Origin of the sequence: Mesorhizobium intechi (assembly GCF_002879535.1) — a bacterium.
In the GTDB taxonomy this organism is placed as follows: domain Bacteria; phylum Pseudomonadota; class Alphaproteobacteria; order Rhizobiales; family Rhizobiaceae; genus Mesorhizobium; species Mesorhizobium intechi.
The window spans coordinates 1-26,108 of record NZ_PNOT02000003.1; the positions used below are offsets into that span (position 1 = coordinate 1).

The window sequence follows — 26,108 nt, forward strand, 5'->3', positions numbered from 1 at the left end:
GTCTCGATAGGGGCCGCAAGAAGACGGTCCGGTTCCGAGACGAACCACCCAGACAGTTGCCGTGCAGGGTGATCGTGCCAATAAAGGAATTCAATCCATTCGCATCGCGCTCGTTTTTTAGTAGGCTGCCGCGAAGCAAGGTGGAGGATCGGGCGTGACGGTAGTCGACGATCGTCTTCTCGAAAGCAAGATGACCAAGGTGGAGCAGGCGCGCGCCTGGAGCCCGCGCGTCATCTCGAAATTCGAGACGCTGATCAGGAGCGCCGACGACAACTCGCTTTATCGTGCCAATCCGCTGGCCTTTGCTCGCGACCGCGCGATCGCCGAGCCTGAAGCAATCGACCTCTTCCTCCATGCCGCCCGCTGTGGCTTGTTCGACATGAGCTGGGATGTGCTGTGTCCCCAGTCCGGGATGGTGCTCGATAGTTTCGGCGCCCTGCGTACGCTGAAGACCCATTACGTCTGTGGCCTGTGCGACGTGTCGGGCGACACCGACCTCGACGATTTCATCGAGGTCACCTTCTCGATATCGCCGAAGCTGCGGCGCCTGCCGCACCATAATCCCGAGACGCTGGCTGTCGAGGATTTTCACTGGAAGCTCCACTTCGGACATGACGGGCGGCTACCGGGGCAAGACGTTCGCTTTCTTGACGTTCTGCGCGGCTTCGTCCGGGGCATGACGTTTCTGCCGCCCGGCACCATCACAGTGCTCCGCGCCGACCTGGGACCGGGTGCCCTTTCTGGCGTCAACGTCCGGACCCAGGCCGCATTTGCCGTGCCAATATCAGGCGATCCGGCGTTGGAGCCGACGCTTCTGAAGATCGATTATGACGGCAAGCGTTTCTTGCCGGCGTTACCCACTGTGCCACCTGGCCCGATTGTCATCGAGGTGGCGAATAGAGGGCCTGTGCGAGGTTCGTTGCTTGTCATCAACTGGCCGCCCGAGCTTGTCGCGCTGACCACCAAGCCAGCGCTCGATTTCGACCCTTATGTTTCCGGTGGAGCGCTGCTTGCACGGCAAACCTTCCGCCAGCTCTTCCGGTCCGAGCGTGTCGACGAGAAGGAGGGGCTCGGCATCCGGCAGATCACTTTCCTGTTTACGGACCTCAAGGGTTCGACCGCCATGTATGAGCGCCTGGGTGACCTCAACGCCTATGCTTTGGTGCGCGAGCATTTCGCTCTGGTCAACGCGGCGGTTCGGCACCATTCGGGGGCGGTGGTCAAGACGATTGGGGATGCGGTGATGGCTGTATTCTCGCAGCCGTCGGATGCGATTTCGGCTGCACTCCACATCTTTGAAGAAATCGATCGCTTCAACGGCGACCATGACGGGCCGGGGATCATCCTCAAGATCGGGGCCCACTGTGGACCGTCGATCGCCGTGACACTCAACGACAACCTCGATTATTTCGGCCAGACCGTGAATGTCGCCGCGCGCGTGCAGTCCTTGGCAGAGGCCGGACAGGTCTGCATTTCCGAGGCGCTCTATTCCGCGCTAGGGGTTCGCGAAATGCTTGCCGGCCATCGTGTTGTGGCTTTTGACGCGCATCTTCGAGGCGTGGAGGGTGATGCAGCTGTCTATCGCATTATGCGGGGATAGACACGGATTGCGTGCCAACTCCGTTTCGCACTGCTCTGCGAACGCATGGCTGTGGCCTGTATTAGTGATGTCGGCTTTTGGGTGTAGGGACGGGACTATAGGAATGTCTGCTAGGAGGCGCAAAGCAGCCGTTCAGAGTTCAGTCGGCGAAAGTCGACTTTAGATCAAAAAGCTCCGACCCTATCTTTCCTCCACAATCCTTAAATACGCCGCCGTCACGAACAGCACGATCAGACCGAACAGGATCCGTCTTGCCCCCTCCGGCATCTGCAGGATCGTCAAGAGCGTCGTCAGCACGGTCAGGATCAAGGCGCCGATGATGGTGCCGGTGTAGCCGCCGCGGCCGCCGAAGATCGAGGTGCCGCCGATGACGGCCGCCGCCACCGAGGGCAGCACCAGCGGTTCGGCGAGCGAGAGCGATGGGGCTTTGATCAGGCCGATATAGAGCAGGCCGGTGATGCCGGCGAGCAGGCTCGAGGTGACGTAGAGCGCCGTGATGACCTGCCAGTATTGCACACCCGACAGGCGGGTCGCGCGCTCGTTGTCGCCGACGGCGTAGAGCAGGCGGCCGAAGCCCGTGCGGGCCAGCGTGAAGACGATGAGGGCCGCCAGCGGCACGAACAGCAGCAGGGCGTTGGGGAAACCCAAGGTTACGCCGGTGCCGAGCCAGGCGAGGAAGTCGGGGATCTTCGCGCCCGAGGCGATCACCGTGCGCTGGTAGACCTGCAGGCAGCCGGTGCCGATCAGGCTGGTGCCCAGTGTCATGATCAGCGGGTGGACGCGGAAGACGCCGACGCCGATGCCGTTGATGACGCCGATCAGCACCGCCGGCATCATCGCCAGGAGGAAGGCGACAGCCGGGTCCTGGTTGACGATCTGCGTGGCCATGATGAAGGCGCTCATCGTCGCCACCGTGCCGACCGACAGGTCGATGCCGCCGGTCAGCATGGTCATGGTCTGGCAGCCGGCGAGGATGGCGAGCGGAATGGCGAACTTGATGGTGTTGGCGATCCAGCGCTCATTGACGATGCCGGGGCGCAGGATTTGCAGGATCACCACCAGCATGACCAGCAGGATGATCAGCGGGATGAGCGGCCGGTCGGCCATGAAGCGCTTGACCCGGCGGCCGTAGGGGACGGATTGGGGACCAGTCGCGGCGTTGCTCATTGTTGCCGGCTCCGCATGGTGATGAAAGCGCCGAACATCACGACCGCCACCATGATGGCGCCCTCGATGATGGCGGTGACGTTGGGGTCGATGGCGAGCAGCGTCAGGTCCGTGCGCACCAGGCGCAGCACGAAGACGGCGACGATGGGCCCGAGCAGGCCGCCCTTGCCGCCGCCGAGCGCCACGCCGCCCAGCACCACGGCGGCAACGCTGGCGAGCAGATAGGGGCCGGGGATGGGGGCGCCGATGCCGGTGCTCATGGTCAGCGCCAGGCCGCCAAAGGCGGCGAACAGGCCCGACAGCGCATAGGCGATGATGCGGGTGCGCTTGACCGGCACCCCTGAGCGGAACGCCGCGAGTTCGCTCGAGCCGATGGCATAGATGGAGAGGCCGAGGCGCGAACGCCGGAGCGGAATCCAGATGACGCAGAGGCACACGATCAGCACCAGCAGCGCCTTCGGGACCCAGGCGTCGATGGCGTCGGGCAGGCCGGGGATCGGCACGGTGCCCGAGATCATCGCCTTCAGCCATTCGGCGGCGCCGCCGCCGGGCGCGCCGAGCACCAGCAGGGCGGCGCCCTGCAGCACGAACAGCATGGCGAGGGTGACGACGATGTCGGGCACGCGTGTGACGACGATGAGCAGGCCGTTGAGCGCGCCCAGGACAAAGCCCATCGCGAGCACGAAAGCCACGACGAAAAGCGCGTATTCCTCCGAGGCGCCCGCCATCATCGAGGCGGCGGTGACGCTGGTCAGCGCCATCATGGCGGCGACCGACAGGTCGATGCCGCCGGCGATGACCACCACCGTCTGCGCGGCCACGGCGAAGGCATAGGGCAAGACCGCCCGCGCCAGCGAGCCGAAATCGCCGCTGCCATAGCCGGGCTGGATGATCCTGGTGGCGATGAACAGCACGATGAGCAGGGCGAACAGGCCGATGACCCAGCCCTGGCGGCGCGCGAAATGGCTCATGGCTTGGCCTCCGGCGCATCGGAGGCGGTGGGATCGGCCAATATGCCGATATCGGCCTTGGTGCCGCGCGGCAGGCCGTAGGCGGCGCGCATCAGTGCCGGTTCGTCGGCCTCCTCGACCGGAAAGATGTCGACCAGGCGGCCGCCGAAAATGACAATGACGCGGTCGCAGACGCGCTGCACCTCTTCCAGTTCCGAGGTGTAGAACAGCACCGACTTGCCGTGGCCGGCGAACTCGCGCAGCAGCTTGTAGATCTCCTGTTTGGTGCCGACATCGATGCCGCGCGTCGGGTCGAAGCACAAGATGGTGCGGGCATCGGCCGCGATCCAGCGGGCGATGGTCACCTTCTGCTGGTTGCCGCCGGACAGGCGCTGCACTTCGCCCTGGGCACGGGTGTCGATCTGCAGCCGCTCAATGGCGCTGAGCACGGTGGCCCGCTCCTTGCGCATGTTGATCGGCCCCCAGTTGCGCAGCGCGGCGCTGAAGGGCAGTGCGATGTTTTCCCGCACCGAGCGCTGCATGGCGAGCGCCTCGGAACGGTCGCCCGGCACATAGGCGATGCCTGCCCGGATGGCGTCGATAGGGTGCGCAAATTTCACCGGGCTACCATCGACCTCGATCGTGCCGCCCGAGGGCCGGATCGACCCGGCAAGGGCTGCGAACAACTCATCCTGGCCCTGGCCTTCGAGCGCCACGACGCCGGCGACCTCGCCATCCCCGAGATCGAAGGAGATGTCGTTGAGCTTGGTGCCGGCGCGCAGCTTGTGCACGGCAAGCCGCGGCCGGGCAGGGGCGGGCGCCGCCTTCTCGGCGGCGCTGCGCGCGGCGACATGGGTCTTGACGATGCGGGTGCCGAGCATCAGCTCGACGATCTTTTCCTCGACGCCCGGCACGATGTCGACGACGCCGACGGTCTCGCCGTCGCGCAGCACGGTGGCGCGGTCGCACAGCGCGGATATTTCGACGAAGCGGTGCGAGATGAAGATGACGGCGCGGCCGGCATCGCCCTGGCGACGCACCACTTCCAGTACCTTTTCGGCGAGGTTGGCGGGGAGCGCGGCCGTCATCTCGTCGAGAAGCAGCACGGCGGGCTCGACGGCCAAAGCGCGGGCAAGGTCAAGCACGCGCAGCACGGCCAGCGGGATGTCGCGCGCTGTGTCGCGCAGGTCGAGGTCCGCAATACCCAGTTCGCGCACCCAGGCGCGGAACGGCTCGACCGGCGTGCCGGTCAGCCTGAGATTGGACAGGACGTCGAGATCGGGGATCAGCGACGGCTCCTGGTACACCGGCAGCAACCCGGCGCCGCGGGCGGCCGCGGGCGAGCGTATGTCGCGGGCCTCGCCCCGGATCAGGATGCGCCCGGCATTGGCCGATATGGCCCCGGTCAGGATCTTCACCAGCGTCGACTTGCCGGCGCCATTGGCCCCCATCAGCGCGTGCACCTCGCCCGGCAGCACGGAGAGCGACGCATTGCGAAGCGCAGCAACGGCGCCGTAGTTCTTGGCGACGCCCGAGGCGTCGAGGAGAGGGCTGCTGGTCAAATCAGGTTGGTCTCGATTTACATGATCAAATCAATGGCGAACGTCGGCGCCGCCCCTCACCTGCCTGCCGGCATCCTCTCCCCGTATAGAGACAGGGAGAGATGTCCGGCAGTGAGGGGCAGCGCCAACAGATGGTCAGTTAAGCCCTGTTTACTCGCCCGGGCCCTTGCAGGCCACGATCTGGTCCTTGGTGTACGTCGTCCAGTCCGGGATCGAGATCGAGACCGGCCATTCGGGGCTGAGCGAGGGGTCGGCGGCGGCCTTCAGCTTGGCTTTGCCTTCCTCGGTGGCGTTTTCCCAGAGTTGCGGCTGCACCAGCACGGTCTGCTGCGCCGGCTTCTTGCCGTCGAGGATCTGCAGGGCGAGCGTCACGCCCGCGCCGCCGATCGAGCCGGGGTTGGTGACGGCGGCGCCGACGAGGCCCTTGACCGAGGAGAGCTGGCCGACGAAGCCGGCATTGTCGGCACCGACGATCGGCACCAGCGGCGCCTGCGATTCCACCAGCGCGTCGACGATGACGTTGTCGATGCCGGAGGTCCAGATGCCGTTGATCGGCGTTCCCGTCGACAGGAAGGACAGGATCTGCTGCTTGGCCTGGTCCTGCTGCCAGCCGGTGAAGACTTCCTGCGCCACCTTCACGTCGGGGAATTCGGCCAGCGCCTTCTTGAAGCCCTTGTCGCGATCACTGTCGGCCGAGGCGCCGGCGGCGCCGCGCATGTAGAACACCTCGCCCTTGCCGCCCATCTGCTGGAACAGCCATTTGGCACCGAGATAGGCGTACTCCTCCTGGTTGTTGGAGATGATGTAGGCCGACGGCTCGGTGACCGCCTGGTCGACGGCGACGACGACGATGCCGGCCTTGGTGGCTTCTTCCAGCCCCGCCTTGATGCCGGCCGGATCGGCGGGGTTGACGACGATGGCGTCGACCTTGGCGCTGATCAGGTTGCGGATGTCCTCCAACTGGCCGGCGGCATCGGTGTTGCGGTGGGCGATGTTGAGTTTTGCCACCTCGCCGGAAGCCAGCGCCTGCGCCTTCATGGCGCACACCATCTCCTCGCGCCAGCCATTGCCCTGCACGGTGTTGGAAATGCCGATCGTGTATTTGCCGGCGGCCGACGAGACGCCCACCGAAGCCAGCAAGGCAGCACCCGCAAGCAGCGGGGCGATGGTCAGGATTTTCTTCATTTCAGTCTTCCTCCACATTGTTTTTCAGTTTCAGTTCCAAGTCGTTGAAGCCGCTCAGAAAGAGATTCAGGCGGCCCGTTTCAACTCGTTGTCCTCAGCATGTCGTTGCCGACGTGCCTGTTCCTCACTTCACCAGGGGACGCAGAACGTCGCGGGCGAGCAGAAACCCGCGCTTCACCTGCTCGTCACTGCCCTCAAACCGCCTGTCCTCGTGTTCGATGATCACCGACCCGTCATAGCCGGCGCGGTAGAGGCCGGAAAAGAAGCCGCTCCAGTCGACATCGCCCAGCCCCGGCATGCGCGGCACCTGCCAGCCTATCCCGGCCGAGAGGATTCCGCGCTCGTACAAACCATCACGATCAATCATCAAATCCTTGGCGTGGACATGCAGCATGTAGGGGCCGAACTCCCTGATGAAGCGAGCCTGTTCGATCATCTGCCAGACCAGATGCGAAGGATCGAAATTCATGCCGACATCGCCGCCCCAGCTTTCCAGGATGCGGCGCCAGACCTGCGGCGAATAGGCGATGTTGTGCCCGCCCGGCCACTCGTCATGGCTGAAGATCATGGGGCAGTTCTCGAAGGCGAGCTTGACACCGTGATCGCGCGCATAAGCGACGATTCCGGGCCAGATTTTCAGCGCGTCCTGCCAGTTGACGTCGACGGTCTTGGCGGCGTCGCCGCCGCAGAATGTGTTGACTACCGGCACGCCCATGTTGGCAGCCAGAACGATCACCTTCTTCAGATGGCCGATCACCGCCTCGCGGTGCGCGGCATCGGGATGCAGCGGGTTGGGATAGTAGCCGAGGCCAGAGATGATCAGGTGCTTTTCCGCCAGCGAGGCGGCGATTTCTTTGGCCTGCGCGGGCGAGGTGGAGGCGGCATCGATATGGCTCGTGCCGGCATAGCGGCGCGTTGCACCAGAGGTTTTCGGCCAGCAGGCGATTTCGAGCGCCTCGAAGCCGGCTGAACTGGCCCAGCCCGCGACATCGGCAAGCGGCGTCTCCGCGAAAGGTGCGGTGAGCAGTCCAAGTTTCATAATGCCTCCCAGCCTTAATAATGCCTATTGTTTGGATCGTTTCAACCTTGCGGCCTCATCTTGTTCGATGCTGTGCCGGACAGCCGTCATCGGATCGTGCGAAAGCAGTTCGCCCAGCGCCGACGTGACGGCCGCGCGAAACGTTTCGTTCGCGGCAAGGCCGGGGTCGAAAATCGTGTCGATGGCGAGGATGCCCGAAGCTAGCGCCGTCGCATCGCGGCCGGCGGCGTCGGCGATTGCCGCGACCTTGCCGGCATAGGGATCCGACGCCGGCCAGCGCCTGCCGAAGCGGTCCGAGGCCTCGATGAGATAGGCCATCCAGCCGGCGACCGGCACCGACAGCAGGCCAATGCTGGCGCCCTGGCTGACGCGATCGCGGATCGGGTTGAGCAAGCGTTGGACGATCTTCTGCGATCCGTCGGTGGCGATCTGGTGGTTGCGGTGGCGGATCGCGGTGTTCTTCAGCCGGGCGAGGCTCTGCTCGATATAGGCCGTGGGATCCATGCCGGGCACCGGCATCAGCGTCGGCAGCGTTTCCTCGACCAGCATGCGCCTGACGAAGGTGGACAGCAGCGGGTCGGCGATGGCATCCGACGTATGCTCCAGCCCGGCCAACACGCCGAGCGTGGCGAGCGTCGTCTGGGCGCCGTTCAGCACCCGCATCTTGAGATGCTCGAACGGCGTGACGTCGTCGACGAAAGTCGCGCCGACCAGATCCCAGCGCGGCACGCGGCCGGCGAACTTCTGCTCGATCACCCACTGCCGGAACGGCTCGCCGACGGCGACGGCGGCGTCGCGGTAGCCGAACCATTGCTCGACGTTGTCGAGATCGTCCTGCGTCACCGCCGGCGCGATGCGGTCGACCATGGCCGAGGGGAAGGCGGCGTTGACCGCGATCCAGTCGGCGAGGCCATTGCCCCGCCGTTCGGCAAAGCTCCGCACCACGGTTTGCAGGATGACGCCGTTGGTCGGAATGTTGTCGCAGGAGAGCAGCGTCAGGGGCCGGCCATGCGTGGCCCGGCGCAGTTCCAGCGCTCGCGCGAGGATGCCGGGCACGCTGCGCGGCGCATGGGGGTTGGCGAGATCATGGACGATGTCGGGATGATCGTAATCGAGCGCGCCGCTCGACGGGATGTGGCAATAGCCTTTCTCCGTCACCGTCATGGTCACCAGGTCGATATCGCGCGAGGACAGCACCGTGAGTGCCGGTGCGGGGCTTGCCTGGCTGTCCACCACCTTCACGATGCTGCCAATGATCCGGGCCTCGATGTGGCTGTTTTCGCGGATCAGCCTTGTATAGAGGCCGCCCTGCCGACCCAGCGTGTCGGCAAGGGTGGGCGGACGGATGTTGATGCCGACAACGCCCCAGCGGTCGAACTGGCGCGCCAGCAAATCATCGGTGTATTCGGCCTGATGGCAGCGGTGGAACGCGCCGACGCCGAGATGCGCCATGCCGGGCGCAAGGGTTGTCCGGTCATATCCAGGCGTCTGGACAGCGGCCGGAAGCTGGTCCAGCAGGGCCGGCCCCAGCGTCTCCGGCGCTGTCGAAGCGGCGTTCACCGGTTCGCCCCGATCACCGACTGCTCCTGGTCGATCACGGCGCCCGTCATCGGCCCGGCCGCGTCGGAAAGCAGGAAGACGGCAAGGTTGGCGATATCGTCCGGCTTGAGCAGCCTGCCGAAAGGCTGCGCGGCGTTGGCGGCGTCGAGCCAGCCTGCCCCATGGCCCAATGTTTCGGCCTGCATCACGCGTTCGGCCGGCGTGTCGGTCCAGCCGACATTGATGCCGTTGACGCGGATGCGGTCGAAGCGGTGGGCGTTGGCGGCGTTCTTGGTCAGCGTCGCCAGCGCACCCTTGGTCGCGGAATAAACGGCGAGTTCCGGCGAGCCGCAATGGGCGTTGATCGACAGGATGTTGACGATGGCGCCGGGCTCCCCGCGCTTCCTCATGTCGGCGATGGCAGCCTGCATCAGGAAGAACGGCGCGCGCGCATTGACGGCGAACAGCGAGGTCCAGTCGTCCAGGCCGGCATCGAGGAAAGAGGCGCGGTCGGTCAGGCCAGCGGCGTTGACGAGGCCATCGATGCGGCCGAAGCGCTCAATGCAGGCCCGCGCCAACAAGGCAGGGGCCTGCGCGTCTCCAAGGTCGGCGGCGACGAAGATGCTCGGCGTGCCGATGGCCGCCAGTTCCGCCGCCACGGCGTCACCGCGCTTGCCGTCGCGTCCCGTGATAAGCAGGCCGCCGGCGCCGGCCCGCGCGAGCATCTCGGCGATGGCGCGGCCTATGCCTTGCGTCGCGCCGGTGACCAGCACGACCTTGCCTTGGAGATGAAGCTCCATTCCTCCTCCCGGAACAAAGTTTCTATTTTTTGAAATATGGAACGGCAATTCCCGATAGTCAATTGTACCAGCAGCGCCTCATGTGCCGCGTTTTGCCGCGACGCCTTGGACCAGCGCCATGCCTACCGCCAGCGAGGCCGCCAGCGAGCGGAAGCCGGCGAAATCGGATTCCACCACTTCCAGCCAACTATCCGACAAAGCGATCAGCGGGCTGAAGGTGCTGTCGGTGATGGTCACGATGCGGGCCCTGCGCTCATGCGCCACGGCGACCAGGTCGGGCGTGATCGAATTGTAGGGGCTGAAGGAAACGGCCAGCACTGCATCTCGGCCGCCGATGCAGCCGACCTGATCGAGTGCCGAGGAGCCGACATTGTCGACCAGCACGTTGCGCACGCCTTGCTGCGATAGGGTCAGCGACAGATAGGCGGTGACCGGGAAGGCGCGCTTCGACCCGATGACATAGATCAACTCGGCTGCCGCCAGCAACGTCACCATCTTCTCGAAGCTCTCGACGTCGAAGCCCGCTTCGATGCGGCCGAGCGAGGCCTGCGAGGCGCCCACCATGCCGTGCAGGAAATGCATGGCGGCATTGAGCTCGGCCTCGGTGCGCGGCTCGCCGCGCGCTTCGGGCCAGGAGCCCTTGACGTGCTGCTTGAACAGGCCCTGGAAATCGGAAAAGCCGGAATAGCCGAAGATCTGGGCAAAGCGCACCAGCGTCGAGGGTTGCACGCCCGCCTGTGCGGCCACCTGCGCGATGGTGCCGAGCGCGACATCGCTCGGATGCTGCCACAGGAAGATCGCCACCTGGCGCAGCCGCTTGGGAAAATGCAAGGTGCCGGAGGAGAGCACGGCGCGCAGTTCCTCATAGGTCTGCGGCTTGAAATAGCCCAGCGCCGCCGGCGAGCGCCCGCGCTTGCGCGTTGCCGCCTCGCCTGCAAGAGATCGTCCCGAAGATTTACCTGCCCCACTCATGATCTCAGGCTAGCGTGGCACAATCGTATTACAATACAGAAATTGGAAATTGTGTTCGAAAGTGGTAGCCGAGCTTGAGGTTTGGCCGGTCGCCAGGGATCGGTTCGGAGGAGAAAACATGGTCTACGCAACATCGGATGGATCGGCGGGCAGGCGCCTGAGGGTCGGCATGGTCGGCGGCGGCCGCAATGCCTTCATCGGCGCCGTGCATCGGCTGGCGATGCGCCTTGACGACCAGATCGTGCTGGTGGCCGGCGCGCTGTCGTCGGATCCTGAGAATGCGGCCGTCTCGGCCGCCGAGATCGGCATCGCGCCGGAACGCAGCTATGCCGATTACCATGCGATGGCGCTGGCGGAAGCCGGACGGCCCGATGGCATCGACGCGGTCGTCATCGTGACGCCCAACCATCTGCATGCGGCGATTGCCACCGCCTTCCTCGGGGCGGGCATCGATGTGATCTGCGACAAGCCGCTGTCGACCACGCTCAGCGACGCGCAAGCGCTGGTGACGCTTGCGCGCGCCAAAAAACGCCGCTTCGTCGTCACGCTGAACAACACCGGCTACGCCATGGTCCGCCAGGCGCGCGAAATGGTGGCGGCGGGTGAGCTCGGCCGCATCGTCTCGGTGCATGGCGCCTACATCCAGGACTGGCTGACCAGGCCGATCGACGCCGAGGGACAGAAGCAGGCGGAATGGCGCACCGATCCGGCGCGGGCAGGGCAGTCGGCGGTGCTGGCCGATATCGGCGTGCACGCCTTCAATCTGGCGAGCTATATCTCAGGCTGCGAGGCCGAGGCGGTGTCGGCGGATCTGTTCACCGCGGTGCCGGGGCGCCGGCTCGACGACAATGCGCATGTCATGGTGCGCTGGACGGAGGGAGCGCGCGGCACGATCCTGGCAAGCCAGACATCGCCCGGCCACTACAATGATCTGTCCGTGCGCATCTATGGCGACAAAGCCGGGCTCGAATGGTCGGGCGGGCGGCCGGAGGAACTGCGTTTCTCGCGCTATGGCGAGGAAACCCGCACGCTGGTGCGCGGCGGCCATGGTTCGACCGAAGAAAGCCGGCGCGTGTCGCGCATGCCGGCGGCGCACCCGGAAGGCTATATCGAGGCCTTCGCCAATTTCTACCGCGACGCCGCCCACATCATCCGTGCGCATCGTTCAGGTGGCGTCGTCGATGCCGCGAGCGCCGCCCGGGTGCCGGATGTGGTCGACGGTGCGCGCGGCGTGAAGTTCGTCGCCGCGGCGGTGGAGTCGAACGCGGCGGGCGGTGCGTGGACGGCAGCGCGGTTTGCGGGGTGACAGCCGATCTCCCTCACCAGGGGAGATGGCAGCTTTGCCGCCGGAAATCACCCGATCCCCAGCTGCTTCGCCAGATCCGACAGCATCGGGCGCTGGCCCTGCAGAAGTTTTGCCTCCGCCTCGGGCAGGCTGAACCAACCGACCCTGTCGACCTCGGGAAATTCTTTCATCGACCCGGACCTTGGCGGCCATTCCATGGTGAAGGTGTTGCTCTTGATGGTGGCCACATCGATCCCGGTGCTGGCCTCGACCGACCAGGCGGTGATGATCTTGCCCCCTGGTTGCTTGTAGTCGCCGAGCCGCGCGAAGGGGCCGCCGACCGTGATGCCGAGCTCTTCCCCGGTCTCGCGTCGCGCTGCCGCCAGTTCGTCCTCGTCCTCGTCGATGAGGCCTTTCGGGATCGACCAGGCGCCTTCGTCCTTCCTTGCCCAGAACGGGCCGCCGGGATGAACCAGAAGCACCCTGATATCCCCATCCATTCGACGATAAATCAGCAGGCCCGCACTGCGTTTTGCCATTTTTGCATGTCCGTTTGCGGTACCGGTGCGCGTCAGCCGATTCTTTCTTCGATCACGCGTGCTGAACTTGCACCGGGAAATTGCGACGCTATGTCAGATGCATCTGCATTGCACCTCATCGGCGAGTTCGGCAATCTGATAGCATCGATTCTGGGGCGGCGTCGAAATCAGATGGGGCGTCCGAAATGCAACTCGGTCTGATCGGTTACTACAGCGATTTCGTGGTCTATCCATTGGCGATAGCCCTGTTGGGCGTGGTCGGGCTCATCGAGGCCGGGGAAGAGAGCGCGCCGGAATGGATCGGCACGGTGCTGGTCTGTCTCGGCCTGTGGACGTTCATCGAATACGTCCTGCACCGCTTCGTCCTGCATCATGTTCCCTACATCAGGGATCTGCACGACCGTCATCATGTCGAGGAGCGCAGCCGGGTGGGCACGCCAACCTGGCTCAGCCTGGGCGTGCATGCGCTGATCGCACTGCCCATCTGGCTGCTCTCGGATTTCGCGACCGCCAGCGCGGTGGGCTGCGGGCTGATGCTGGGCTATCTCTGGTACATCAGCGTCCATCACATGATCCATCATTGGCACCCCGCCCATCCCAGCTATCTCTACACGCTCAAGCGCCGCCACGCGGTGCACCACCATCTCGACGACAACGCCAATTTCGGCGTGACGTCGCTGTTCTGGGACCGGATTTTCGGCACGGCGCGACTTTGAGGAGTGGGGAGGCGTTAGGGCATGAGGCGGTCGTTCAGCGCCTCTTGCCGCGGCCGGCGGGTGGCTTGGCGCCGCGAGGTCCCGTCTGAACCGGCGTGTTGTGCTGGTTTTCATCGGACAGTTTGCGCCAGCGTGCAAGGCGCTCGGGATCGAGCGTGCCGGCCTTCAGGGCAGCCTGCACCGCGCAGCCTGGCTCATGGACATGCGTGCAGTCGCGGAATTTGCAGAGCGGCGCCAACTCGGTGATCTCGGCAAACAGCGTATCGATGCCGTTGGCGACGTCGCTGACCTGGAGCGTGCGCATGCCCGGCGTGTCGATCACCCAGCCGCCACCGGCAATGGCATGCAGGGACCGCGCCGTGGTGGTGTGGCGTCCCTTGGCATCGTGTTCGCGGATGGCGCCGGTCTGCTGCGGCGATTGCTGCGCCGATCCGGCCAATGTGTTGACCAGTGTCGATTTGCCAACGCCGGAGGAACCGATCAGCGCCACCGTCTGCCCCGCGCCGCACCAGGCAGCGAGTGCGCTCGCCGCGCCTGATATGCGCGGGTTCAGCGTCACCACCGCCAGTCCGCGCTGCAGCGTGGCGGCCTGGCTTTGGTATGCCTCGGCGTTCTCGGCGGTATCGGCCTTGGTCAGCAGGATCACGGGTGTCGTTCCGGCTTGGTTGGCCAGCGCCAGATAGCGTTCCAGCCGGGCGATGTTGAAGTCGGCATTGCAGGACGTCACGATGAACAGCGTGTCGATATTGGCGGCGGCCAGCTGTGGCCCCCTGCCGCCCTGGACGCGGCGCTCCAGGACAGTCTTGCGGGTCAGGCGACGCCGCAGGAGGTGACTGTGCGGCTCGACCAGCACCCAGTCGCCGACGGCGTAGTCGCCGGTGGTGGCCTGCGGCGCCAGGGACAGGTCGGCTTGTCCCGTCTGGGACAGGCCGCTCAGCCGGTCTCGGTGGACCATGGCAATGCGGGTCGGGATGAGGTCTGCATCGCCCGGTTCGAGCTGGTCGCCGAAAAACTCCGACCATCCAAGGCTGACGAGGGAGGGGGAGGAGGCCGTCACGGCTTCGACCAAGGGCATGGCGTCGCTGACATCGGACAGTATCCTGGGAAAGACAGGAGAGGCGTGGACTTCTCGGGATCCGCCCACGCCGCTGTATGGGCGGCACGGCGGGGTTTGGCAAGCATTGCCGATTGTCGCGGCAGCCCGGTGAAGGTAGATTTGTGTCGGGGTCTGAAGCTGGGCGCGCCGGGAATGCTTCTGCCGTTCTTGCATTGGCCTGCAACGCGTCGCCGCGGCAGGCTGAAATACCTGGCTCTTTTCGCGCCGTTCATCCTGTTGTCCGGCTACATCGCCTATGGCTTTGTCGGCATCCAGATTGACTCGCCGCTCACTGCCTTAAGGCATTTTGCCGCGTTCCCCAACTGTGCGGCCGCCCGCGCCGTCGGGCTTGCTCCCGCACGCAAGGGGCAGCCGGGCTATTGGCCGACGCATGATGCCGACAGGGACGGTATCGCCTGTGAACCTTGGCACGGGGCAAGCAGTAGCGGCGTCAGGGTACATCGCTATTGGCGGACCGGCAGATAGATCACAGTTCCTTTTCCGCCAGTTCCCTGAACTCGTCGGGCACCGAGCGTGCCGCTTCCAGCGCCACCGTGCCGTAGCCGACTGCGTGCTTGCCGAAGCGTTCGCGGATCTTGTCGATTGCGCGGTCGGCGCCGAAGCGGGCGAGGCCTTTTTGGCTACCGGGGCGGCGCTTCTCGTCGGCGAGGCCGAGCGGCAGGTCGAGCTGCAGCTCGGCGCTCTCCTCCAGATGCGAGACCGAGATCGCCAGCAGCGAGATGGTCTTTTCGCGCGGATGGTCGGCGAGCACGCCGCGCACCAGGTCGCCGGCAATCTCGGCCAGCATGGTGGTCGCCGAGATCGGCTGATCCAGCGTGATCGAGCGCGTGACGGCGCTGAGATCGGCAAAGCGCACGCGCGCCGTCACCGTGCGGCCGGGCCGCGCCTTGGCGCGCAGCCGGCTGGCGACGCGGTCGGCCAGATGCAGCAAGGTGGGCACGATCACCCGCGCCACGGCGGGTTTCTGCCCGAGCGCCGACTGCGCGCCGGCCGAGTGCGCCCGGCGCCTGGTCTCCAGTTTCCTCGGGTCGCGGTTCCATGCGAGAGCGGCGAGCTTTTCGCCGGCGGCGGGACCGAGCAGCCGCGTCAGCGCGCCGCTATGGGTCCTCGCCAACTGGCCGATGGTTTCGATGCCGATCTCGGCCAGCCTGGCCTTGGTCGCCGGACCGACGCCCCACATCAGCGAGACCGGCAGATCGTGCAGGAAGGCGAGCTCCGTGCCGGGATCGACCACCACCAGCCCGTCGGGCTTGGCGACCTGCGAGGCGATCTTGGCCAGATGCTTGGTGCGGGCCACGCCGATCGAGATCGGCAGGCCGAGTTCGGCCCGCACCCGGCGGCGGATCGCCGTGGCGATCTCCTGCGGCTCCCCGAACAGATGCGTACAGCCGGCGACATCGGCGAAGGCCTCGTCGATGGAGATGCGCTCGACCACCGGCGTGAAATCGTCGAGCACTTTTATCGCCGCGTCACCCAGCCGCTGGTAGTGGCTGAAATTGCCGCCGACGAAGATCAGTTGCGGGCAAAGCTCGCGCGCCTTGCGTCCCGGCATGCCGCTGCGCACGCCGAAGGCGCGGGCTTCATAGGAGGCGGCGAGCACCACGCCGCCGCCGACCGCGATCGGCTTGCCGCGCAGCGAGGGGGCGAGCAGCTGCTCGACCGAGGCATAGAAGGCATCGAGATCGGCATGCAGGATGGTGGCTGTCGTTTCCATCCGGCTGCATATCCACGGTTGCTGATGGACCGGAACAAATAAAGAACATAACATGTACATCTGTCAAGCGCCGTGTCCGCGCCCGGCTGTATCGCCTGCTCTCATCCCGCGAAATTTGCGCGGCCAATGTCGGATCGCGGTTTTCAGCAACGTCTTCAAGACGTGCAATGAGGCAGTCCGCATACGCCTGAACGCGGAAGGAGGACGACATGACCGACCACATCATCGCGCCTTACCCGGACTGGTTCGAGGCCCACAAATCGCATCTCGCAAAGGAGAAGGCACTTACGCGCCAGCGGCAACAACTCGCGGCGGAACGGCGCGCACTGCCGTGGCTGCGCATCGACAAGCTCTACGAGTTCGATACGACGCACGGCAGGAAATCGCTGGCCGATCTCTTCGAGGGCCGCAGCCAGCTGATCATTTATCACTTCATGTTTCCGCCCAGTGCGGACTATCGCTGCACCGGTTGTTCATTCCTTTGCGACCACATCGATGCCGCCAACCAGCATCTCAGGCATCACGACGTCACCCTGGTCGTCTGCGCGCGCGCGCCGCTGGCCGAGCTCATGGATTTCAAGGCGCGGATGAATTGGCAGTTCGATTGGGTTTCGTCATTCGGCAGCGATTTCAATTTCGATTTCCAGGTGTCGTTCACCGAGGACCAGATCAAAGCGGGCAAGGTGCTCTTCAATTTCGAAGAGGTCGCGATGAAAGGCCGGGATCGCGCCGGCGCGACCGTCTTCTACAGGGATGACGATGGCACGATCTACTGCACTTTCCAGGTGCGGAGCCGGGGCGGCGAGAATTTGATCGGGACCTATAGCTATCTCGACATCACTCCCATCGGCCGCAATGAAAACGGGCCATCGCATACGCTCGGCGATTGGGTCCGCCTACACGACGAGTATGCCGGTCGATGATGATCCGCGATCGCCGCGCGGTTGGGCAACGCCTCGGCCTCGCGGCATCCTTCAAGAGCTTCGGCGATCATGCTTTCGCTGGATGTTCGGCCCGCAGGGCCGCCTTCATCCGTTCCAGCGCCGGCTCGCCGCCGGCCGCCAGTTCGTCGGCGGCGCGGGCGAGCTGATCGTCGGCCTTACGGTGCCTGCTGCCCCAGGCGCCGAGCGTGGCCAGCACCGGCAACAGGTCGATGCCGGCTTCCGTCAGCCGGTAGATCGCCTTCAGGCCGTGGCTCGGATCGTCGCTGCGGGTGAGGATGCCTTCGTTCTGCAGGGTCTGCAGCCGCTCGGCCAGCGTGCGCGAGGAGATGCCTTCATCCGATTGCAGGAATTCGCGAAAATGCTTTTTGCCGGCGAAGACCAGGTCGCGAATGATGAGCAACGTCCAGCGGTCGCCGAGCAGTTCCAGCGACAGGCTGATCGGGCAGCCGGACCTTTCGCGTGTCGACATGTCTATGGTTCCATTTTTAAATCACTTTACTCTTGACATCATTTTTGCTTCGCGTCAATGCTTCCAAAAGTAAAGCAATTTCCTTTGAGCCGGACAAACGAGGAGACGACAATGAAGAAGCTCATCTTGCAGATGCAGATGTCGGTCGACGGTTTTGTCGGGGCGAACGAGGACCGTCGCTGGCAGCTCTGGGAATGGGGCGACGATATCGGCTGGGACGAAGAGCTGAAGCGCGATTTCAACACCGTCTTCGCCGGCATCGACACCATCCTGCTCAGCCGCAAGATGGCCGAGGAGGGCTATCTCGGCCATTGGGGCAATGCCGCGAAAAAGTTTCCGCGCGATCCGTTCTACGCCTTCGCCCAGCGCATCGTGGAGGCCCGCAAGGTGGTGCCGAGCGACAGGCTGAAAACCTCGCGATGGGAGCGCACTACGGTGGTGAGTGGCGACCTGCCGCGTGAGGTCAACGCTCTGAAGGCGGGCGAGGGTGCCGATATCGCCGTCTTCGGCGGCGCCGGCTTCGCCTCGTCGCTGATCGCCGCCGGGCTGGTCGACGAGTTTCAGCTGTTCATCAATCCGGCCGTGCTGGGTGCCGGCCGCCGCGTCTTCGACCGGGGCGGTTTTCATAACCTGCGCCTGCTCGGCTCGAAAGCCTATGCCTGCGGCATGGTGGTCAGCCGCTACGCCCCGGCGCGGTGAGCGAGGCACGGCGAAGGTTCCTGTCAAAAAACTGTTTGGGCAGAATCCTTTGCCCTCGTCTCTTCGTCTTCAAGGTGCGGTCGCCGGCGTGGCGGCCGCCTCAATCCCAGATGGAGATGACGATGAACCTGGTGACGGGCGCCACGGGGCTGAACGGCAAGGCGATCATGCGCGAGTTCGCGCGGCAGGGGCATGAGGTGAGGGCGCTGGTGCGCGATGCCGATCGGGCGTCGGTGGCAGGGCTCGACGGACTTGCCGGCGTCGAACTGGTCGCGGGTGACATGCGCCGGGCCGACACGCTGGGCGCGGCACTCGATGGCATCGAGCGCGTGCTGATGATTTCGACCGCAGCCGACGACATGACGGAAACGCAGTGCCGTTTCATCGATGCCTGCAGGCAGGCCGGTGTCGCGCATGTGGTGAAGTTCTCCGGCGCCGAATCCAACATCGGCTACGACGCGACGAAGTTCCGCTTCACCCGCATGCATGAGGAGGTCGAGCGCTATCTGGAAGCGGCGGGCATGGCATGGACGCATCTGCGCCCCAGCCAGTTCATGCAGGTGTACCTGCGCGACGCGCCGACCATTGCCGCGGAGGGCGCGTTCTATCTCGCGCTCGGCGAGACCGAACTGTCGCCGGTCGATGTCGAGGATATAGCCAAGGTGGCTTTCCGGCTGCTGCGCGATGGTGGCCATGCAGGCGAGAGCCTCGATATGACCGGGCCGCAGGCGCTGACGATGAGCGATATCGCCGCGCTTATGTCGCGGGCGATCGGCAAGCCGGTTCGCTATGTCGATATCACCCCGGCGCAGCGGCGGCGCAACCTGCTGGCCAGCGGCGTTCCGGCCGACTTCGTCGATGCGCTGGACGAACAACTGGCCGAGCGGTTGCGACGGCCGAAATCGCGGGTGCATCTGGCGACGCACGACATGTTCGGCGTGCGGCCGACGCCGTTCGTCGAATTCGCCCGACGCCACGCCGCGATGTTTCGGGGTGAGGGCTAGCCGGAGCGGAAAAATCGTCCGCGGCGACGTATCCTTTTTGCCAGCCCGTCCGTCTTTGCTTCTCGAAAGGTCGCGCGGTCCGCGATCCGTAAACAGGAGAGCGCCATGGCGAGCATCGAGAGCGAGGCAAACAGGAACCACTACGCGGCGATCGGCGCCAATGCCGGCAAAATGAGCCCGCAGGCGTTCGTCGAGTCCAACGATGCCAGTTGGACGGCGCTGACTGGAGAACCCGGCGGCGTCGACTATATCGAGGCGGAGGCCGGCGGCGTGCCTGCGCTGTGGGCTGTCCCGAAGGGCGCCGACGAGCGGCGCGCACTGTTTTATGCGCATGGCGGCGGCTTCGTCGGCGGCTCGATCTACACCCACCGCAAGCTGGTCGGCCATCTGGCCAAGGCCGTTGGCTGCCGGGCCTTGCTCTATGGCTATCCGCTGGCCAGCCAGGCCAAGTTTCCGGCACAGCTCGATGCGGCGATGGCCGCCTGGAACTGGCTCATCGACCAGGGCTTCGACACCGGGCGGATCGCGCTCGCCGCGGATTCCTGCGGCGCGGTGCTGACCTATGGCGTCCTGCAGCGGCTGCGCGCGCAGGGGCGGCCGCTGCCGGCCGCCACGCTGATCATCTCCGGCTGGTTCGACATGGCGCTGACCGCTGCCAGCTATGAAACCCATCGCGAAAAGGATCCATTCTTCGCAAAGGGCGGCGTCGACTGGCTGGTGACCAACTTCATCGGCGACCGCGACCGGCTGGATCCGGAGGTCAGCCCGCTCTATGCCGATTTGAGCGGCTTTCCGCCCGTCTTCCTGCAGGCCGGCGCCGACGAGACGCTGGTCGACGAAAGCCGCATGTTCGCCGAGCGCGCGCGGCAGGCTGGCGTCGAGACGCGTCTCGACGTCTTCGAGGACATGCTGCACTCCTTCCAGATGATGGCCGGCCGGGCGCCGGAAGCCGACGACGCGATCGGCCGCCTCGCCGCCTGGGTGCGGCCGAGGCTTGGACTGCCGGATGTCGGTGACAATGCCGCCAACGGCAAGGTTGCCGGCGACAAGGCGGCGTAGGCATGGTCGGTCCGACCGTGTCGCACTTCGTGCTTGTGGATGCACGGCGCCTGCGCGATGCTGCGGTGATGCTGAGCGACGTGCCGCGATGAACCAGCAGATCCGCAATTCCCCTGAGACAAGGCAAGGCAGCGAGCCGCGCCGCGACCCCGAGGGCCTGTTCGACCTGCGCTACAGGGCGTTCCTGGAGACGGTCTCGCATCTGCGCGTCCGCCTCCACCGCTATTGCGCGCGCATGACGGGCTCGGCTCTCGACGGCGAGGACATCATGCAGGAGGCGCTGTTCGAGGCCTATCGCAAGATCGGGCTGCTCGACGATGCGCAGGCGCTGCGGCCGTGGCTGTTCCGCATCGCCCATAACAGGTGCATCGACTTCATCCGCAACCGTCGCACGCGGCTCAAGGCCGAAGCTGGCTATGCCAGCGATGAGATCGTGCTGCCGGTCGAGCCCGCTGGTCCGGGCGCCGGGCGCGCCATCGAACGGCTGGTGGTGCACCTGCCGCCGAAGGAGCGCGCCTGCGTGCTGCTCAAGGATGTCTTCGACCATTCGCTGGAGGAGATTGCCGGCCTGGTCGGCTCGACATCGGGCGGCGTCAAGTCGGCGCTCAATCGCGGCCGGGCCAAGCTCGCCGCCTTGCCGTTGCAACCGGTCGCGGCGCCCGCGCACGATCCCGAACTGGAGCGGCTGCTGAGCCGCTATGTCGAGCTCTTCAATGCCAGGGACTGGGACGGGGTGCGGGCGCTGACCAGCGCCGACGCCCGGCTGCGGGTCTCGGACTGCTACAATGGCCTGCTCTCCCAGTCGCCCTATTTCGTCGAGTATGAGCGCGGCGAGCCCTGGCGCATGCGTCCGGATACGATCGAAGGGGAGGCCATGCTGGTCGTCGACAGGCTGCGTGGCGAGGGCTGGCGGCCAGCCTATTTCGTGCGCATCCATACCGACGGTGGCGTCATTGACCGCATTGCCGACTATTATGCCTGCCCGTGGGTGCTGGAGATGGTGGCTGCCGATGCGGAATGAATCGCGTTCCTTCCTTCTCAAGCGGAGAAGGAAGGAACGCTCACTTCGCATCGTGAAAGATGATGCCGACCGTGTGGCGCATGCCTGAGCGCAGGCGGCTGACGCCGTGGCGCAGGTTGACGCGGTAGTTGCCCTTCGTTCCTTGCACCGGCCGGTTGTGGACGGCGAAGGCGACCGCATCGCCCTGGCGCAACGGCACCACCTCGACCCGGCTCTGCATGCGCGGCCGCTGTTCGGTCAGCGCGAATTCACCGCCGGTGAAATCCTCGCCCGGTTCGGAGAGCAGGATCGCCACCTGCAGGGGAAAGGCGAGATCGCCATAGAGGTCCTGGTGCAGGCAGTTGAAGTCGCCGGGGACATATTGCAGCAAAAGCGGTGTCGGCCTGACCTGGCCGGCGGCATGGCATTGTTCCAGAAATTCGACATGCGTGGCGGGATAGCGCGAGGGGATCGCCATGCGCTCGTTCCAGCGGTTGGCGACCTCGGCCAGCCTGGGATAGAGCGCGCTGCGCAACCCACCGAGCAGGTCCGGCAAGGGATAGCGGAAGTAGCGGTATTCGCCCTTGCCGAAACCGTGCCTGGCCATGTGGACGTGGCTGCGGAAATGCTGTTCCTGGGGGTAGAGGCCGGCGATCTGCCGGCACTCTTCGGGCAAGAGCAGCTTTTCCATCACCGCGCAGCCGAAGCCGTCGAGCTCGGCGGCAAGGGTTGGCCATTCGTATCCGGCGATGCGTGTCTCGGCGGCTTCCACCGCCGCTGTGGCGACCTTGGCGTGGGCGTTCATATCGCGGCCTCCTTGTCGAGCAGCGCGCGCTTGCGTTCGCTGCCCCAGCGGTAGCCCGACAGCGTGCCGTCGGCGCGGACCACGCGGTGGCAGGGTATGCCGAGCGCGATGGCGTTGGCGGCACAGGCGGTCGCCACGGCACGCGCGCCGTTCGGCTGGCCAAGGCGCCGGGCAAGCGCGGTGTACGTAGTGGTGGCGCCGCAGGGAATGGCGCGCAGCACCTCCCACACCCTTTGCTGGAACGGCGTGCCGTGGCTCATATCGAGCGGCAGGTCGAGGCCGGCGCCGGGCGTTTCGATGAAGCGGGCTATCGCCGCGAGATCGCCGCGCAGGGCGGCCTTGTCGTCGACCACCACCTTGCCGGGGAAGCGCGCGGCAAGGTCCTGCTCCAGCGCCTCGGCGTCGGAGCCGATCAGGATGGCGCAGACGCCGACGGGGCCGCGCGCCGCCAGGATCTTGCCGATCGCGGATTGGCCGACGGCGTAGGAGATGGTGTCGAGAGGTGCGGGATTGCGGGCTGTCGTTGGCATGTGGGTTTGCATCGGGGTCATTGTCTTTGCTCCTGTGTCCGTGCCTGAACCCTAGTCGCGTGCCTTGCGTCCCTCACTCCGATGCTTGCTTTCAAATTCAAATCGTCGCGTTCGAGGACAAGGATGCCGAGATGAGTGCTTCAGGCGACACGCGTGACAGCGACCTCGCCAAGCACGAATAGTTCGCCGCTCGACAACCGCAGTTCGATCTCGCCGGTCGCGGTGCGGCGCCACTCCGCCTTGCCATCGGCGACAAGCCTGCCGATGGCGGCCAGGACCTGTGACTTCGCGTCGATGGCAGCACCGTTGGCGATCTCGATGTTCGCACCGGCGGCGGAAGACCTTGCCATCGCGCGCATCGCCGGTCGTCAGGCCCGCGAAGACCGGTAGGCCGTGTCGGCGGCCTTCGCTGGCTTGCCGGCCTCGCGGTCGAGCAGCGCACGCTTGCGCTCGGCGCCCCAGGCGTAGCCGGACAGGGCGCCGTCCTTGCGGATCACGCGGTGGCAGGGAATCGCGACCGCATGGGCGTTGGCCGCGCAGGCGGCGGCAATGGCGCGGGTTGCCTTCGGCGAGCCGACGCGCTCGGCGATCTCCGCATAGGAAACCGTGCCGCCGACCGGGATGTCCTGCAAGGCCTGCCAGACGCGCTGCTGGAAAGCAGTGCCGCGCACGTCGAGCGGCAGGTCGAGGCCGAGCCGTGGGGCCTCGACGAATCCGACGACGCGGGCGACCAGTGCCTCGTAATCGTGGTCGGCGCCGATCAGCCGCGCCTTGGGGAAACGGTCCTGCAGGTCGCGAACCAGCGCGTCTGGATCGTCACCGAGCAGGATCGAGGCGACGCCCCTGCGGCTCGACGCGACCAGTATGGCGCCGAGCGTGGTCTCGCCGACGGCGAAGCGTATGTCCTCATTGGCGCCGCCGGCACGGTAGCGCGTCGGCGTCATGCCGAGCATGCCGGTGGATTTCTCGTAGAAGCGCCCGCTCGAATTGAAGCCGGCATCGTAGATCGCCACTGTGACGCTGGCGCCGTCCTCGAGACCCTGGCGGACCCGGGCGGCACGATGCGCGGCGGCATAGTCCTTCGGCGTCAGCCCGATGATCGCCTTGAAGACGCGGTGGAAATAGCCGGCGCTGCGGCCGGCGGCATCAGCCAGTTCCGCGAGCGATGGCTCTCCCTCGCTCTGTTCGATCCTGCGGCAGGCATCGGCGACCATCGCGGCATTGCCGGCCTCCAGAGAAGGGCCATCCGGCTTGCAGCGCCGGCAGGCGCGAAAGCCGGTTGCCTTCGCCTGAGCCAGCGTGGCGTGCAGTTGCACATTGGCGGGGTTGGCGCGCCGCGACGGGCAGGAGGGCCGGCAATAGACGCCGGTCGTCGCCACCGAATACCAGAACTCGCCGTCCGCCGATTTGTCGCGCGCGACGATGCGCGCCCAGCGCGGGTCATCAGCGACCGGCAGCGGCGTCGATTCGAGGTCTTTGGCGAGAGTGATGAACATGCCGCATTGAAGACGCTGGAAGACGGCCCCGCCACCCGTTTCCTGCCAAATGCTCCCGCGCTCCTATGCCGCGCGCTTGGGCTCCGCCGCGAACGGGCTGAGCCCGAGCCAGGTCTGCATCTTCTTGCCGATAGTCTGGTCGCCAGTCAGGGAAACCTTCGCGCCGGCCTTCTCGACGGTCAGCAGCCCCATCCAGATTGCCGTCATCGTGTGCAGGTCGGTGGAGACGTAGAGGTCGACATCGAAGCCGGGATCGTACCAGCACAGGTCGACCTCGCCGTGCTTTTCGACGATCAGCCACCACGATCGCTTGGACGCCGGCAGATCCTGATACAGAAATTGTATCACCGTGCGTCCTTCGGGGAGCGGCGAGGGGTTCAGATTGCGCCGCATGTCCCACATCAGCAGCGACGGATCGAGGTTCTTGAGCGACAGCCGGGACTCGACCCATTTCTGTCCCCAAAAACCCATCGCCTCGACGACGGGGCGCAAATCGCGGCCGGCCTCGGTCAACCGATAGTCGAAGATCGCTTTCTCGCCAGCCACCTCCTTTCGCTCGACGATCCCCGCCAGCTCGAGCTCCTTCAACCGTTGCGAAAGAAGGGTCGGCGACATTTTGGGGACGCCGCGGCGCAGGTCGTTGAAACGGGTCGAACCCGCCACCAATTCGCGCATCAGCACCATGGTCCAGCGGGTGCACAGCACCTCGGCGGCCATCGATAGCGGGCAAAACTGCTTGTATCCGTGCTGGGCCATGATCGGTGCTCCTCCCCCGAAGCTGGACCGAACATTAGGCCTTCATGAATGAAGCGGCCAGTACGGAAACTGTACCGCCCCAGTACAGATCGCGGACTGGTTGGCGAGGGGCCGGCCATGCGAGCTCTTTGGCCGGTTGCACGGGATAACCCTGTGCGCCGCAACCAGGAGATGACCATGACTGCTTACGTAATCGCGGACATCAAGATGAAGGACCCGAAATGGGTGCCAGCCTACGCCGCCTCGGTGCACGACATCGTCCACAAGCATGGCGGCAAATATCTGTCGCGCAGCGGCAATGTGAAGACGCTTGAAGGCAAGCCGCTCGAGACCACGCTGATCGCCTTGATGGCGTTCCCGTCGGAAGCGGCGGCGCGCGCCTTCACCAACGATCCGGCCTATGCGCCTTTCGTTTCGGCGCGTCAGGGCGGCAGCGACAGCCGCTTCCAGCTGATCGACGATACCGATCTGGCCGGAACGATCCCGTATCTGCCGAAGGGATGATCCTACCGGCGTTCCTCGCATCGATTTCGGGATCCTCAAGCAACAACAGCCACAGCGCTTGCCTGTCGGGCCGCCGTATTTTCGCCGGCCGGGCGGCTGTGCTTTTTCAAGAAGAATGGAATGGACATGATATCAAATCTTCGCAACAGGCACGTCATGGCGGGGGCCATGCTGGCCGTCTGCACCTCGTTCGCGCAGGCGCATCAGGAAGCGGTTGAAGCCGTATCCGGACCCAATCCGCTGGCCGAGAAGGTACGGGCGGCCAACAGCCGGTTCCTGGACGTCAAGGCGGCGACGGCCGAGGGCTACGCGCCCATTCCCTGCGCCAGCGGCATCAGCGGCGGCGCCATGGGCATCCACTACGTCAACGGCCAGTATCTGAAGGACGAAAAGATAGACATCGCCCGTCCCGAGGCCGTGATGTACGAGCCGATGGCCGATGGAACGCTTAGACTGGTGGCGGTCGAATACATCACCTCGAAGGGGCCTGCGTCACTGGAAGGACAGCTGTTCAACTTCAACAGCGCGCCCAACCGCTATGGCCTTGGAGAATTCTACGAACTGCATGTCTGGGCCTGGAAGGGCAACCCGGCGGGCACCTTCGCCGACATGAATCCGAAAGTGTCGTGCGAACACACGATGGCGCCGAGCCAGTAA

General features: G+C 65.4%; 28 protein-coding genes. 11 read left to right on the forward strand and 17 right to left on the reverse strand.

Annotated features, from left to right (window positions below):
* Window positions 1–154: 154 nt before the first annotated feature.
* Window positions 155–1,600, forward strand: a complete 1,446-nt coding sequence (locus C1D09_RS00060) for an adenylate/guanylate cyclase domain-containing protein (protein ID WP_143972402.1) — start codon at window positions 155–157, stop codon at window positions 1,598–1,600.
* Window positions 1,601–1,780: 180 nt separating this feature from the next.
* On the opposite strand, the gene C1D09_RS00065 is transcribed toward C1D09_RS00060, so the two are convergent.
* The 8 genes from C1D09_RS00065 to C1D09_RS00100 all read right to left on the reverse strand — a co-directional run bounded on the left by C1D09_RS00065 (window position 1,781) and on the right by C1D09_RS00100 (window position 10,814).
* A complete protein-coding gene (locus C1D09_RS00065; protein WP_143972403.1) occupies window positions 1,781–2,767 on the reverse strand; it encodes an ABC transporter permease in 987 nt (328 codons plus the stop codon).
* Window positions 2,764–3,738 carry an ABC transporter permease gene (locus tag C1D09_RS00070; RefSeq protein WP_143972404.1) on the reverse strand — a complete coding sequence of 325 codons (975 nt, stop codon included), beginning with the start codon at window positions 3,736–3,738 and terminating at the stop codon, window positions 2,764–2,766. Before C1D09_RS00070 ends, C1D09_RS00065 begins: the two co-directional genes overlap by 4 nt.
* Window positions 3,735–5,279: a sugar ABC transporter ATP-binding protein gene (locus tag C1D09_RS00075; protein WP_143972405.1), complete on the reverse strand. Its 1,545-nt coding sequence runs from the start codon at window positions 5,277–5,279 to the stop codon at window positions 3,735–3,737. Before C1D09_RS00075 ends, C1D09_RS00070 begins: the two co-directional genes overlap by 4 nt.
* A 150-nt stretch (window positions 5,280–5,429) precedes the next feature.
* Entirely contained in the window at window positions 5,430–6,464 is a 1,035-nt protein-coding gene (locus C1D09_RS00080; RefSeq protein ID WP_143972406.1) for an ABC transporter substrate-binding protein, read from the reverse strand.
* A gap of 124 nt (window positions 6,465–6,588) precedes the next feature.
* A complete protein-coding gene (locus tag C1D09_RS00085) occupies window positions 6,589–7,503 on the reverse strand; it encodes a sugar phosphate isomerase/epimerase family protein (RefSeq protein WP_143972407.1) in 915 nt (304 codons plus the stop codon).
* Window positions 7,504–7,527: 24 nt separating this feature from the next.
* The gene (locus C1D09_RS00090; RefSeq protein WP_143972408.1) at window positions 7,528–9,063 is read right to left on the reverse strand and encodes a mannitol dehydrogenase family protein; all 1,536 of its coding nucleotides are present in this window, start codon (window positions 9,061–9,063) and stop codon (window positions 7,528–7,530) included.
* On the reverse strand, window positions 9,060–9,842 hold the full coding sequence (locus C1D09_RS00095) for an SDR family oxidoreductase (RefSeq protein ID WP_143972409.1): 783 nt from the start codon (window positions 9,840–9,842) through the stop codon (window positions 9,060–9,062). Before C1D09_RS00095 ends, C1D09_RS00090 begins: the two co-directional genes overlap by 4 nt.
* A gap of 78 nt (window positions 9,843–9,920) precedes the next feature.
* On the reverse strand, window positions 9,921–10,814 hold the full coding sequence (locus tag C1D09_RS00100; protein ID WP_143972410.1) for a MurR/RpiR family transcriptional regulator: 894 nt from the start codon (window positions 10,812–10,814) through the stop codon (window positions 9,921–9,923).
* Window positions 10,815–10,932: 118 nt separating this feature from the next.
* Here C1D09_RS00100 and C1D09_RS00105 point away from each other — a divergent pair, with 118 nt between their 5' ends.
* Complete coding sequence (locus tag C1D09_RS00105) at window positions 10,933–12,120, forward strand: Gfo/Idh/MocA family protein (RefSeq protein ID WP_143972411.1); 1,188 nt, start codon at window positions 10,933–10,935, stop codon at window positions 12,118–12,120.
* Window positions 12,121–12,167: 47 nt separating this feature from the next.
* On the opposite strand, the gene C1D09_RS00110 is transcribed toward C1D09_RS00105, so the two are convergent.
* Entirely contained in the window at window positions 12,168–12,638 is a 471-nt protein-coding gene (locus tag C1D09_RS00110) for an NUDIX hydrolase (RefSeq protein ID WP_143972412.1), read from the reverse strand.
* Window positions 12,639–12,823: 185 nt separating this feature from the next.
* On the opposite strand from C1D09_RS00110, the gene C1D09_RS00115 reads away from it, so the two are divergent.
* Window positions 12,824–13,354: a sterol desaturase family protein gene (locus C1D09_RS00115; protein ID WP_143972413.1), complete on the forward strand. Its 531-nt coding sequence runs from the start codon at window positions 12,824–12,826 to the stop codon at window positions 13,352–13,354.
* 34 nt (window positions 13,355–13,388) lie between these two features.
* On the opposite strand, the gene rsgA is transcribed toward C1D09_RS00115, so the two are convergent.
* On the reverse strand, window positions 13,389–14,429 hold the full coding sequence (gene rsgA / locus C1D09_RS00120) for a ribosome small subunit-dependent GTPase A (protein ID WP_167514434.1): 1,041 nt from the start codon (window positions 14,427–14,429) through the stop codon (window positions 13,389–13,391).
* 96 nt (window positions 14,430–14,525) lie between these two features.
* On the opposite strand from rsgA, the gene C1D09_RS00125 reads away from it, so the two are divergent.
* A complete protein-coding gene (locus C1D09_RS00125; protein ID WP_246135608.1) occupies window positions 14,526–14,936 on the forward strand; it encodes an excalibur calcium-binding domain-containing protein in 411 nt (136 codons plus the stop codon).
* A 1-nt stretch (window position 14,937) separates the two neighbouring features.
* Here C1D09_RS00125 and dinB read toward each other — a convergent pair whose 3' ends face one another.
* Window positions 14,938–16,185, reverse strand: coding sequence for a DNA polymerase IV (gene dinB, locus C1D09_RS00130; protein ID WP_143972414.1), 1,248 nt, complete (start codon window positions 16,183–16,185; stop codon window positions 14,938–14,940).
* Window positions 16,186–16,394: 209 nt separating this feature from the next.
* Here dinB and C1D09_RS00135 point away from each other — a divergent pair, with 209 nt between their 5' ends.
* On the forward strand, window positions 16,395–17,108 hold the full coding sequence (locus tag C1D09_RS00135) for a DUF899 domain-containing protein (protein ID WP_143972415.1): 714 nt from the start codon (window positions 16,395–16,397) through the stop codon (window positions 17,106–17,108).
* 67 nt (window positions 17,109–17,175) lie between these two features.
* On the opposite strand, the gene C1D09_RS00140 is transcribed toward C1D09_RS00135, so the two are convergent.
* Window positions 17,176–17,598, reverse strand: a complete 423-nt coding sequence (locus tag C1D09_RS00140) for a winged helix-turn-helix transcriptional regulator (protein ID WP_143972416.1) — start codon at window positions 17,596–17,598, stop codon at window positions 17,176–17,178.
* A 111-nt stretch (window positions 17,599–17,709) separates the two neighbouring features.
* On the opposite strand from C1D09_RS00140, the gene C1D09_RS00145 reads away from it, so the two are divergent.
* The 4 genes from C1D09_RS00145 to C1D09_RS00160 all read left to right on the forward strand — a co-directional run bounded on the left by C1D09_RS00145 (window position 17,710) and on the right by C1D09_RS00160 (window position 21,381).
* On the forward strand, window positions 17,710–18,297 hold the full coding sequence (locus tag C1D09_RS00145; protein ID WP_143972417.1) for a dihydrofolate reductase family protein: 588 nt from the start codon (window positions 17,710–17,712) through the stop codon (window positions 18,295–18,297).
* Between the two features lie 122 nt (window positions 18,298–18,419).
* Complete coding sequence (locus tag C1D09_RS00150) at window positions 18,420–19,301, forward strand: SDR family oxidoreductase (RefSeq protein WP_143972418.1); 882 nt, start codon at window positions 18,420–18,422, stop codon at window positions 19,299–19,301.
* 105 nt (window positions 19,302–19,406) lie between these two features.
* On the forward strand, window positions 19,407–20,360 hold the full coding sequence (locus tag C1D09_RS00155) for an alpha/beta hydrolase (RefSeq protein WP_143972419.1): 954 nt from the start codon (window positions 19,407–19,409) through the stop codon (window positions 20,358–20,360).
* A gap of 88 nt (window positions 20,361–20,448) precedes the next feature.
* Window positions 20,449–21,381: a sigma-70 family RNA polymerase sigma factor gene (locus tag C1D09_RS00160; RefSeq protein WP_143972420.1), complete on the forward strand. Its 933-nt coding sequence runs from the start codon at window positions 20,449–20,451 to the stop codon at window positions 21,379–21,381.
* 40 nt (window positions 21,382–21,421) lie between these two features.
* Here the strand turns inward: C1D09_RS00160 and C1D09_RS00165 are convergent, their stop codons facing one another.
* From C1D09_RS00165 to C1D09_RS00185, 5 genes are all read right to left on the reverse strand, one after another.
* Window positions 21,422–22,165 carry a 2OG-Fe(II) oxygenase gene (locus tag C1D09_RS00165; RefSeq protein WP_143972421.1) on the reverse strand — a complete coding sequence of 248 codons (744 nt, stop codon included), beginning with the start codon at window positions 22,163–22,165 and terminating at the stop codon, window positions 21,422–21,424.
* Window positions 22,162–22,716 (reverse strand): methylated-DNA--[protein]-cysteine S-methyltransferase, encoded by a 555-nt coding sequence (locus tag C1D09_RS00170; protein WP_143972422.1) that lies wholly within the window; start codon window positions 22,714–22,716, stop codon window positions 22,162–22,164. Before C1D09_RS00170 ends, C1D09_RS00165 begins: the two co-directional genes overlap by 4 nt.
* Before the next feature lie 119 nt (window positions 22,717–22,835).
* Window positions 22,836–23,045, reverse strand: a complete 210-nt coding sequence (locus C1D09_RS00175) for a hypothetical protein (RefSeq protein WP_246135609.1) — start codon at window positions 23,043–23,045, stop codon at window positions 22,836–22,838.
* An 18-nt stretch (window positions 23,046–23,063) separates the two neighbouring features.
* A complete protein-coding gene (ada, locus tag C1D09_RS00180; protein WP_143972424.1) occupies window positions 23,064–24,191 on the reverse strand; it encodes a bifunctional DNA-binding transcriptional regulator/O6-methylguanine-DNA methyltransferase Ada in 1,128 nt (375 codons plus the stop codon).
* A gap of 63 nt (window positions 24,192–24,254) precedes the next feature.
* The gene (locus C1D09_RS00185) at window positions 24,255–24,947 is read right to left on the reverse strand and encodes a winged helix-turn-helix transcriptional regulator (RefSeq protein ID WP_143972425.1); all 693 of its coding nucleotides are present in this window, start codon (window positions 24,945–24,947) and stop codon (window positions 24,255–24,257) included.
* Window positions 24,948–25,124: 177 nt separating this feature from the next.
* On the opposite strand from C1D09_RS00185, the gene C1D09_RS00190 reads away from it, so the two are divergent.
* Together C1D09_RS00190 and C1D09_RS00195 are read left to right on the forward strand one after the other, a co-directional pair.
* Window positions 25,125–25,451, forward strand: coding sequence for a DUF1330 domain-containing protein (locus C1D09_RS00190; protein ID WP_143972426.1), 327 nt, complete (start codon window positions 25,125–25,127; stop codon window positions 25,449–25,451).
* A gap of 120 nt (window positions 25,452–25,571) precedes the next feature.
* Window positions 25,572–26,108 (forward strand): hypothetical protein, encoded by a 537-nt coding sequence (locus C1D09_RS00195; RefSeq protein WP_208760322.1) that lies wholly within the window; start codon window positions 25,572–25,574, stop codon window positions 26,106–26,108.